9 protein-coding genes are annotated in these 10353 nt (G+C 71.7%); 4 read left to right on the top strand and 5 right to left on the bottom strand.

Features of this window, described 5'->3' with window-relative positions; all coding sequences use genetic code 11:
- Nucleotides 1-605: helix-turn-helix transcriptional regulator (locus tag G3I19_RS08930; RefSeq protein WP_164261692.1), on the bottom strand; the 605-nt coding region annotated here is incomplete at its 3' end.
- Nucleotides 606-731: 126 nt separating this feature from the next.
- On the opposite strand from G3I19_RS08930, the gene G3I19_RS08925 reads away from it, so the two are divergent.
- Nucleotides 732-1727, top strand: coding sequence for an aldo/keto reductase (locus tag G3I19_RS08925; RefSeq protein ID WP_164261689.1), 996 nt, complete (start codon nt 732-734; stop codon nt 1725-1727).
- Nucleotides 1728-1851: 124 nt separating this feature from the next.
- Here G3I19_RS08925 and G3I19_RS08920 read toward each other — a convergent pair whose 3' ends face one another.
- Nucleotides 1852-2796 (bottom strand): hypothetical protein, encoded by a 945-nt coding sequence (locus G3I19_RS08920; RefSeq protein WP_164261686.1) that lies wholly within the window; start codon nt 2794-2796, stop codon nt 1852-1854.
- A 262-nt stretch (nt 2797-3058) separates the two neighbouring features.
- Nucleotides 3059-4570: an FAD-dependent oxidoreductase gene (locus tag G3I19_RS08915; protein ID WP_203599348.1), complete on the bottom strand. Its 1512-nt coding sequence runs from the start codon at nt 4568-4570 to the stop codon at nt 3059-3061.
- A gap of 86 nt (nt 4571-4656) precedes the next feature.
- Here G3I19_RS08915 and G3I19_RS08910 point away from each other — a divergent pair, with 86 nt between their 5' ends.
- A complete protein-coding gene (locus G3I19_RS08910) occupies nt 4657-5235 on the top strand; it encodes a TetR family transcriptional regulator (RefSeq protein WP_164261685.1) in 579 nt (192 codons plus the stop codon).
- Nucleotides 5236-5342: 107 nt separating this feature from the next.
- Nucleotides 5343-5792 carry a spore-associated protein gene (locus G3I19_RS08905; RefSeq protein ID WP_164261682.1) on the top strand — a complete coding sequence of 150 codons (450 nt, stop codon included), beginning with the start codon at nt 5343-5345 and terminating at the stop codon, nt 5790-5792.
- Nucleotides 5793-5951: 159 nt separating this feature from the next.
- On the opposite strand, the gene G3I19_RS08900 is transcribed toward G3I19_RS08905, so the two are convergent.
- Both G3I19_RS08900 and G3I19_RS08895 read right to left on the bottom strand, forming a co-directional pair.
- Nucleotides 5952-7232 (bottom strand): YeeE/YedE family protein, encoded by a 1281-nt coding sequence (locus tag G3I19_RS08900; protein ID WP_164261679.1) that lies wholly within the window; start codon nt 7230-7232, stop codon nt 5952-5954.
- 267 nt (nt 7233-7499) lie between these two features.
- Complete coding sequence (locus tag G3I19_RS08895) at nt 7500-8795, bottom strand: helix-turn-helix domain-containing protein (RefSeq protein WP_164261677.1); 1296 nt, start codon at nt 8793-8795, stop codon at nt 7500-7502.
- Nucleotides 8796-9095: 300 nt separating this feature from the next.
- On the opposite strand from G3I19_RS08895, the gene G3I19_RS08890 reads away from it, so the two are divergent.
- Nucleotides 9096-10331 (top strand): acyl-CoA dehydrogenase family protein, encoded by a 1236-nt coding sequence (locus G3I19_RS08890; protein WP_164261674.1) that lies wholly within the window; start codon nt 9096-9098, stop codon nt 10329-10331.
- Nucleotides 10332-10353 lie beyond the last annotated feature (22 nt).

The following is a 10353-nucleotide window of genomic DNA, read 5'->3' as shown; positions in this document are numbered from 1 at the left end:
CGCAGCCGGTCGACGAGCCCGGTGACCGTGGGGTCGCCGGACCGGCGGCCGGCGACCGCGCGCAGGTCGGCCACGAGGCGGCGGGCGTGGTGCTCCCGCTCCTCGGGGACCCCCGCGGCACGGGCAGCCGGGTCGGTGAACCAGCGGTACACGCCGTAGCGCCGGTCTCCCGAGAAGCCGGTCCGGTCGCCCGCGAGCAGGACGGACGCCCGGTTCTGGGCGAGCGCTTCCCCCAGGTCGGACAGCACCATGGCCGGGGTGTCCCCGAGCAGGCCGAGCATGCGGACCAGGCCGGCCCGGGCCAGACGGGCCACCCCGTCGGCGGGCGGCGGCCGGTGGCCGGCCAGGTGGAACAGGTGGTCGCGCTCGTCGTCGGACAGACGCAGCGCCCGTGCCAGCGCGCCCAGCAGCTGGGGCGACGGCTGACTGCTGCGGCCCTGCTCAAGACGTACGACATAGTCCACCGACATCCCGGCGAGCATGGCCACCTCCTCCCTGCGCAGGCCATGCGTACGGCGCCGGGGACCTTCGGGGATGCCGGCCTCGGCCGGGCGGATCGCCTCGCGGCGGAGGCGCAGGAAGTCGGCGAGCTGGTCGCGTTGCATGCACTCATGGTCCCTCGCGGCGCCGGGCCGATCCAGGGAGCGGCGCTCCCATGAGGAACGCTCCGCTTTCGCGCCGGACATCCCGGGCCCAAGGTGGGTGACAGATCCACCACGAAGGAGAACGGGATGCAGAGACGGACCCTGGGAACCACCGGCCCCGCCGTATCCGCGCTGGGCCTGGGCGCGATGGGCATGTCCGGTGCCTACGGAGAGGCCGACCGCGCGGAGAGCATCGCCACCGTGCACGCGGCGCTGGACGCCGGTGTCACGCTGATCGACACCGGCGACTTCTACGCCATGGGCCACAACGAGCTGCTGCTCGCCGAGGCCCTGCACGGCCGGGACCGGGACAGCTACCGGCTGAGCGTCAAATTCGGCATGCTGCGGGGGCCGGGCCCGGAGTTCGGCGGACAGGACTGCCGTCCCGCGGCGGTGAAGAACTTCCTGGCCTACTCGCTGACCCGGCTGGGTACCGACCACATCGACATCTACCGCCCCGCCCGGCTGGACCCCGACGTACCGATCGAGGAGACCGTCGGCGCGGTCAAGGAGATGATCGACGCCGGGTACGTACGGCACCTCGGCCTCTCCGAGGTCGACGCGGCGACGATCCGCCGGGCGCATGCCGTGCACCCGGTCGCCGACCTGCAGATGGAGTACTCGCTGATCTCCCGTGCGGTGGAGGCGGACGTGCTCCCCGCGCTGCGGGAACTCGGCATCGGGCTCACCGCGTACGGGGTCCTCAGCCGCGGCCTCATCTCCGGGCACTGGTCCGCCGGCCACGCCGCGGGCCCCGGTGACGCACGTGCCGCGAGCCCCCGGTTCGCCGACGGGAACGTGGAACACAACCTCACCCTCGTGGAGGCGCTGCGCCGGGTCGCCGACGCGAAGGGGTGCACCGTCGCCCAGCTGGCCATCGCCTGGGTGGCCGCCCAGGGGGAGGACATCGTGCCGCTGGTCGCTGCCCGTACCCGCGAGCGGCTGGCCGAGGCACTGCCCGCGATGGAGCTGCGTCTCTCCCCGGAGGACCTCGCGGAGATCGAGAGGGCGGTGCCGGCGGGCGCGGCGCGCGGCGACCGTTACCCGCCGGCGGCCATGTCGGTGCTCGGCGTGGGGAACTGAGCCACCCAGCCCCGTTCTCGGGCTGTCGGGCTCTCCGGCAGGTCCGCGGCGCCGGCCGGGCTCTCCGGCAGGTCCGCTGCGCCGCCGGTGCAGCGGACCGTACGTCCCGGCTTCGGCGGTGCGCCTACACGCCGTTGAAATAGAGGTCCACTTCGCCGTTGGAGCTGCTGGAGTCGACGACCTTGGTGCTCGCCGCCGAACTGTTGCCGGTCCAGGCGATGGTGGGCGGTGCGGTGTGTCCCGGCTGGCCGGTCAGGCTGATGTTCTTCATCGCGACATCGGGCGCATCCGGGTTCTTCGTCGCGTCCCCGTCGGTGTACGGCTCGAAGCACTCGATGACGCCGTCGGCCGCGCTGGTCCGGTTCACGGTGACGTCGGCGGAGGGGTATCCGGCGAACGACTCCTTGTAGGTGTAGGTGCCGTTGCTCTGGGAGACGAAGTCGATCCTGCCGGTCAGGGAGGTGCCGGGGGAGACGCTCAGATAGGTGCCGTGGGCGTACTTGCCGCCGACGTAGTACCAGTTGGCCATCTGGTAGGCCGCCGTGCCGTTGCCCCACTGGAGGACCGGCTGCAGCGCACCTCCGGCCAGCCCGTTCCAGATGAAGAACGTGGTCGTGCTCGTCGAGTCGGACGGTTTCGGCGGCACCGTCCAAGTGGTCTTGAACGACTGGATGTTGGTGGGGCCCCAGTCGGCCGGGCAGTTGCCCCCGAGGTCGGTGGCGCTCGCGCCCGGCGCGGTGCCTGCCTGTGGTGTGCCTGCCTGCGTGATGCCTGCCTGGGCGCGCAGGCTCGCGGCATGGCGGTACGGGTCGGCCGACGCAGGGCCCGAGGCCGCTGCTCCGAGGCGGGCGACGACGGCGTGGCTGCGCAGATCCACCTTCTCCACCTGGCCGTTGACGACTTGGAGCGTCTGGTGGCTGTCGACCTGTACGACATCGGACCGGGGTACGCGGCCATAGGGGGTGAGGACCGTCGCCGGGGGAGTGTGCGCCGAAGCGGGCACGGCCAGGGCCGCCGCGCCGAGTGACGCCGCGGCGGCCAGGGTGGCGATCCGGAATCTTGTGAGCATGGTGCCTCCGTCCGGAGTGCAGCGGTGAGCGACCGCACCACCCCAGGGAAGCGGCTGCGGGGTCCACGCCGATCCGCGCACTCACTTTGTCGATTTCTGCTCGAAACGAGCCATGACCGAGCGCAATGCGTCACGTACGCTATGGCCTGGACCAGCACCTGCCAAGATGACGACGTGTGAGCTTGTCGTGAAGACCGGCCGGGGAGCCACCCGCTGTCCGGCCTTGTGGGGCCGCCCGGTCGAGGCGATGGGGCGGTGGTCCTCACCCTGTCGTCGGCTGGCCGAGTATCCGGTTCAGGGGCTCGGCGTCGGGACGCGTACCCGCCCAGGCGATGTACCCGTCGGGGCGGACGAGCAGGCTGGTGGTGCGGCCGCTCGTCCAGTGCGCGTGCACCAGCGGAACCGTCCCGGTGCGGTGGGGGACCCCGGGGGGTGTGATCAGGACGAAGGAGCCGTGCCGCAACAGCTCGGGCAGGTGCCCCTCGGCGAGGCGCAGCGCGGGGGCCCGGGTGCCCGTGAGGCGATGGCTGCCCCTGGGGGCGCCGTACGCGATGCCGATGCCGGAGAGCCTGCCGACGACCTTGTCCGAGGCCGGCCGCACCGCGGACAGCGCCCGTACGAGGGCTGCGCGCACCGTGCGCTGCCACGGCGTCCTGGCCATGGCGAGCCGGATGACGGCGCCGCTGGCGCGCAGTACCTGGGCGCCGACCGGGTGCCTCTCCGTGTGGTAGCTGTCGAGAAGCGCCTCGGGGTCCGCGGAGTGCCCGCGCAGGACGGCCGCGAGCTTCCAGGAGAGGTTCGCCGCGTCCTGGAGGCCGGTGTTCATGCCCTGGCCGCCCGCGGGGGAGTGGACGTGGGCGGCATCGCCCGCCAGGAAGACCCGGCCGGTGCGGTAGGCGGGCACCTGGCGTTCGTCGCTGTGGAAGCGTGACAGCCAACGGGCGTCGTGCATGCCGTAGTCGGTGCCGAGCGCGAGGCGGGTGATCCCGCGCAGTTCGTCCAGCTCCACGGGTTCGCTGTCGTCGGCGTGCCGGGTGCGGTTCCAGCCCATGACGCGGTACCAGCCGTCGCCGAACGGGGCGATGAAGGCGAAGGCGTCGCCCGTGCCGTTCACCGTGAGCGGCGCGGGGGGTGTCCCGGTGAGCCGCACGTCGGCCAGGACGATGGACTCGATCACGGATTCGCCGGGGAACGGCAGACCGAGAGCCCGGCGGACCGAGCTGTGCACCCCGTCCGTCCCCACGAGATACCGGGCCTCGATGGTGGAGCGCACCCCGTCGGCGCCGCGTACGACGGCGGTGACCCGGTCGCCTGCGGGGGACTGGCTCAGGTCGGACAGCTCCGTTCCGTGCCGGAAGTGCACCCCGGCCTTCAGCGCGCGGTCCCGCAGCAGCTGTTCGACCTCGTACTGCGGTGTGATCAGCAGGAACGGGAAGCGCGACCGCAGCCGGGAGAGGTCGAGCGCGAGCCGGCCGAAGAGCCGCATCCGGTCCAGCCGGGTGCCGGTCCTGATCAGGGCGTCGGCGAGGCCGCGTGTGTCGAACAGCTCCAGGGTGCGGGCGTGCACGGCGAAGGCCCGCGTCAGATTGCCCGTCCCGGGCGGGCGCCGCTCGACGACCGTGACCGACAGCTGCTGCGCGGCGAGGTCGCCCGCCAGGAGCAGGCCGGTCGGCCCCGCGCCCACGATCAGTACATCGGCCGGGACACAGGTGGTGTCCGGGTGGTTCGCTGCGGTGCTGTACGTGTCCGTCACGGCGGCCTCCGAATCGCACATGCCAACGCCTGTTGGTCAACGCTTGTTGGCAAGGTTAGGGCGGGGCGGTCTGGCATGTCAACTCTTGTTGGCCTACGCTTGTTGGTATGTCAGCTCCGGTCCCCTCCGCCCCGCGCCGGTCGGCCGCCGTCACCAAGGCGGCGATCCTCGAAGCAGCCAGGGAGCGGTTCGCCGCCGACGGATACGAACGCGCCACGATCAGGGCCATCGCCCGCGACGCGCGCATCGACCCGTCGATGGTGATGCGCTACTTCGGCTCCAAGGAAGGGCTGTTCGCCGCGGCGTCCACCATCGATCTGCGGCTGCCCGGCCCCGGCGCGCTGTCCGGGCGGCACATCGGCGCGGTTCTCGTCGGGCACTTCCTGGACCGCTGGGAGCGGGACGAGGTGCTGACCGGCCTGCTGAGGGTCGGCGTCACCAACGAAGCGGGAGCCGAGCGGATGCGGGCGGTCTTCGCCGAACAGCTCGGACCGGTGGCCGCCGGTGTGTGTCCCGACCCCGCCGACGCCCCGCGCCGCGCGGCGCTCGTCGCGTCGCAGATCCTGGGCATGGCCCTCGCCCGGTATGTGCTGCGTATCGGGCCCGCGGTCGCGATGTCCCGTGACGAGATCGTCGCCTGGCTCGCCCCGACGGTCCAGCGCTATCTGACGTCCGAGCACCCTTGACGCGGGACCGGAGAGCGCCTCGTCGCGAACCCGGTACAACTATCCGCGTTGTTCGAGGGTCACATCAGGTGGGAGCAAAACCACTCTCGTACACGCAAGGGGGAAATATGGGGATCACGCGCACTCTCGTGGCCGCCGGGGCGCTGACCGCTCTGGCGGTGGGCGCTACGACCGCGCTCGGTACAACCGCCTCCGCCGCACCCAATGTCACACCGCAGGGCGTCTGCGGCAGTGCCTACAAGACCGTGAACTCGGCGCCCATCGGCTCGCTGGGGACCGTCTACCTGACGTACGACTCCTCCAACGGCAAGAACTGCGTCGCGACCATCCGGTCCAACCCGGGCAAGGCCACGTACGTGTCCACCTTCATCTACGTCCCGGACACCGGCACTTCGGCCGGCGACGACGGCAACTACACCTCCTACGCGGGTCCGGCCTACGTCTACGGCAAGGGCCACTGCGTGAGCTGGGGCGGCACCATCGACAACGTGTACGTGTCGGTGGACAACTCCAACTGCGCCGCGCTCAAGGAGCACCGGGTCACCGGTATCCGCTGAGCCGGGGTCGCCGGACGCGGCTCACGCACCGAAGCCCGACGACCGTACGAGCGGTGCAACCGCACAGGCGCCACTCGTTACAAGTGGACAAGCGGACAGGCGGCCGGACCCCGTGGAAGCGGAGCCCGGCCGCCTGTGGGCCGGTGGGGTGGGGCGGTGTCAGCAGACGCTGTCCGTCGGCTTCGGGTTGCCGAGGCCGAACAGCGGACGCAGCCGCAGCCCCGCCCATGTGCCGAGGATGGCGACCGCACCCCAGACCCACCCGTGCAGCGAACCGGACGCGATGCCCGCGAGGTAGGCGCCGATGTTGCAGCCGCCGGCCATCCGGGCACCGATGCCCATCAGGATGCCGCCGAGCACGGCGGCGAGAGCCGTGCGGGCCGGGATGGCGCGGTGCAGCTTCCAGACTCCGCCGGCGGCCGCGGCGACCGCGGCGCCGATCATGATGCCGATGTCCGTGAGGCTCGTCTTGTCGGTGAGTACGGGGCCGGACAGCTGGGCCGCGCTCCCCGGCTGCCGCCAGAAGGCCCAGTTCGCCGGGGAGCCGCCGACGGCTTCCACCGCCTTGGACCCCCACAGGGCGAAGGCGCTGGTGATACCCCAGGCGCCACCCGACACCATCAGCACCCCCGCGCCCAGCAGCGCGAGCACCACGGCGCCCGCGGCGAGCGGCCAGGAGCCGCGCACCGTACGGGCCAGAGTGCCGCGCGCGGACGGCGGGGCCCCGACCGGGGGCGGGTTGCGGCGCTTCTGGACGGTGCGGCTGATCAGCCAGATGACGGCGAGCACCGCGATGGTCACGGCCCAGGAGCCGAACCAGCCCACATGGTCGGAGAGCACGAACGGGTCGAGAGCCGGGAGATCGCTCCACAGCCCGAACTGCCAAGCGGCCAGCGTCGATCCGACGATGAAACCGAAGAGAGTGAGGACGATCGCGCTCTGGCCGGAGCCGACGGCGAAGAGTGTCCCCGAGGCGCACGCGCCGCCGAGTTGCATGCCGATGGCGAACAGGAACGCCCCCACGAGCAGACCGACGCCGAGAGGTCCCGCGCTCGGCGCGGGCGCCGAACCGAACAGTCCGGTACTGGTACCGATGACCAGCGCGAAGAGGGTCGCCGTCACACCGAGCAGCAGGGTGTGGGCGCGGAGCCCGGTGCCGTTGCCGACGGCGACCAGCTGGCGCCAGGCCGAGGTGAAGCCGAACCGTGAGTGGAAGAGCGCGAAGCCGAGACCGATGCCGAGCAGCAGCAGGACGCCCGGCTTCGCCCCGTGCGCCGCGAACACATAGGCGCTGAGTGCCACACCGACCACGGCGGCGACGGCGAGCGGTGTCCGCCGTACCCGGGGGGCGGGCTCGGCCTCGGGGGCCGGTACGGACGTCGGGAGCGGAGCGAGCAAGGCAGCTCGGGGCGGCGCCCCGGCAGGAGGAGCGGTAGTCAAGGGGTTCTCCGGGACTGGAGGGGGAGGCGGACCGGCGTACGGGCCAGAGAGGGAGGCCCGGTCGTACGTCAGCGGCGACAGAGCGCGTCGTCGACACTCCACGGCGTTGCCGCGAAGAGTGCGAGCGCCAGTCGGCGAGCGGGTCCGAACATGCGTCCCACCTTATGCGGCGCCGAGCGTATGGGAACACCGCGTTCCATTTTGTGAGACGCCGTCCGCGGAGTGAGACGGGCTGGTGGGGCGGGGCCGCGGCCCGTCGTACCAGGTTCAGGGGTGAGGCGGAGCGAGCACCGCGGAGGGCAGACACGCCGCGAGTTCGAGAGCGCAGCGCAGTTCGGTGTTGTTGCGCTTCTCGCCCAGCAGTTGGTCGATCCGGCGCAGGCGGTAGGTCACGGTGTTGCGGTGCGTGTGGAGCGCCCGGGAGGTGAGCGCGATGCTTCCGTTGGCGTCGATGTGGGCCGCCAGGGTCCTGCGCAGTTCGACGGTCCGCTCGTCCTGCGCGGTCAGCGGCCCGAGGACCGAGCGGACGAAGGCCCCGGCGCGCTCGGCATCCGCGGCCAGCAGTGAAACGAGCCGGACATCCTCGTACGCCGTGACAGCGTTCCTGGTCCGGGAGAGCCGGGCCACGTGCTGGGCCGCCTTGGCCTCCTGGTACGTCGACCGGAAACCGGGCAGTCCGCTGCCCGGCCTGCCGACCGCGATGCGCAGCGGGGACGGCCACGCCCCGTGGTCCCGCAGCCGGTCGGCGACGGCCGCGTCGGGTGAGCCGAGCCACACGTCCGCCTGCGAGAACCCCCGCATGACGACCAGGGGGTGGTGACCGCTCAGCGACACGGCGGCTATCTCCCGTGCGACCGCACCGAAGTCGAAGGCGCGGGCGCTGTCGACGTCCACCCCGGCCAGCCACAGCACGAGTCCCGCATGGCTCTGGTCCAGCTCGTGCCCCAGCTCGCGTGCCGCCTCCGCCCGGTCGACCCGGACACCGTTGATGATGCGGCGGATCAGCCGCGCGGTGACGCCGTCGCGGCTCCTGGACCAGCGCTCGTACTCGTCCGCGTACTGGACGGAGATGTTCCTGGCGAACAGCGACCAGGACTCGATGACCACCCGGGTCATCTCCTTCACCACCCGCATCCGCGACTCCTCGGGGACGAGGGCCTCGACGCAGCCGAGCAGTTCCTGGGTGAGGAACTCCTGGCCGGCGTGCACATTACGGACCACTTCGTCGAGCGGGATGCCGTGACGTACGTAGTAGGAGACGTTCTGCAGGGGTTCGGCCGACTGCGCCAGCACGTTCCGGTCGCCCGCGACCAGTGCGGTGAGGGTGTCGAGCGTGCTGGCCTCGGTGGCCCGGCGCAGCGCCTCGGCCTCCCCGTCGGAGTGGTCGCCGGGCCAGTCCACCAGGGTTTCGAGGATGTAGTCGGCCATCCGGCGCCCCGCGGTGACGGCCCACGCCGTCGCGTTCTCACCGATCACGGATGACGCCCGGTGCCGGGTCCCGAGTGACGTGACACCGTCCTCGGGACTCCCGGCCGAGAGCTCCCTCACCCACGTGTGGTCCATCTCCGCTGCCACCTGTCTCCGCCACCCCGTCCCGTGCGCTGAGGGTCTCCGGACACTGTGACTCACTCGCCCGCCGGGGTCACCAGCGCGGTCACGCGTCTGTGCAAAGTGCCGCACATCGGAGACACGTCTGTGCTGCGCGCCCAAGTGGTGCGGCCGGGGCGGATGGTGCGCGGCACGGTGCACAAAGCCCCGTACGGCCTTGGCCGCGCAGCCCATGGCCACCCCTGTTCACCCCGTCGCAGACTCCAGGCAACAGAGATTTCGGGCCGCAGCTCCTTCCCCGTATCGGAGTTCCAGATGAAAGTCCCCACCCTGAGTAATGAGCCCGTGCCCACCCGGGCCGCGGGCACATCCCCTGATACCGAACCGGACCCGGGCCTCGTCGCACGGGCCGCTGCCCTGCGGCCGCTGATCCGTGAACGTGCCGAAGAGGGATCCCGGGAAGGCCGGGTGGTCCCCGATGTGATCCGGGCGCTGGAGGAACAGGGCCTGCTGAAACTGACCGTGCCGCACCGCTACGGCGGCCATGGGGCCAACTCCCGCACCCTGGTCGACGTCCTCGCTGGGCTGGCGCGCGGCGACGGTTCGACAGCCTGGACAGCGATGCTGCTCAACATCGGCAACTGGTTCGCCACCACCTGGCCGGTCCGGGTCCAGGACGAGATCTGGGGCGACAACCCCGACGCCCGGTGCTGCGCGATCCTCGCACCGTCAGCGACCGCCAGGAGCGCCGACGGCGGCTGGCTGGTCTCGGGCCGCTGGCCCTACGCCTCGGGCTCCTTCGCGGCGACACACGCCCTCACGGGCTTCCTGGTTCCCCAGGACGACGGCTCGTCCCGCGCGGCCGTCGGGCTCTTCCACCCCGGGCAGTGGAGCATCGAGCGGTCCTGGTTCCCGGTCGGTATGCGGGGCACCGGAAGCGACACGGTCGTGATCGACGAGGTCTTCGTCCCCGATCACCGGATCCAGTACTTCGACGACCTGGTCGCCGGTGACTACGCCACCGAGCTGCGGGACACCGACATACGGTCCCGGGCCCCGTTCCTGCCCACCGGAACGGTCATCTTCGGAGCGATCCAGGTGGGCCTCGGCAGGGCGGCACTCGACCTCGCGGTCGAACGGCTGCGTTCCAAGGGCGTGGTCGGAAGTGTCTACACCCGGGCCAGGGACTCGCCGGTGCACCAGACCGCCGTCGCCGAGGCTCTCTCGAAGGTCGACGCGGCCGAGCTGCTGGCCCACCGGTCCTGCCGGGACATCGACCGATCGGCCGTCACGGGCGACTACCCGGACGAGCTGGCCCGCGCCCGGGTCCGCAATGACACCGGGACCGTCGTCACGCTGGTGCACGAAGCCGTCGACCGGCTCCTCAAAGCGGCGGGCTCCGGCAGCTTCCTGGAGACCAGCCCGCTCAGCCGGATCTTCCAGGACGTGGGGATGGCCGGCAGCCATGTCCACGCGACACCCGCCATCGCCGCGGAGGTCTACGGCCGGCTGCTCCTCGGCGCCGACGGCGGTCTCACGGTGCAGGTCTGACCGCCGGATCATGGAGGTACAA

The organism is Streptomyces sp. SID10853, from assembly GCF_010548145.1.
Lineage (GTDB): Bacteria > Actinomycetota > Actinomycetes > Streptomycetales > Streptomycetaceae > Streptomyces.
The sequence above is the reverse complement of the archived record's forward strand: the minus strand, read 5'-3'. Positions and strand labels throughout refer to the sequence as shown.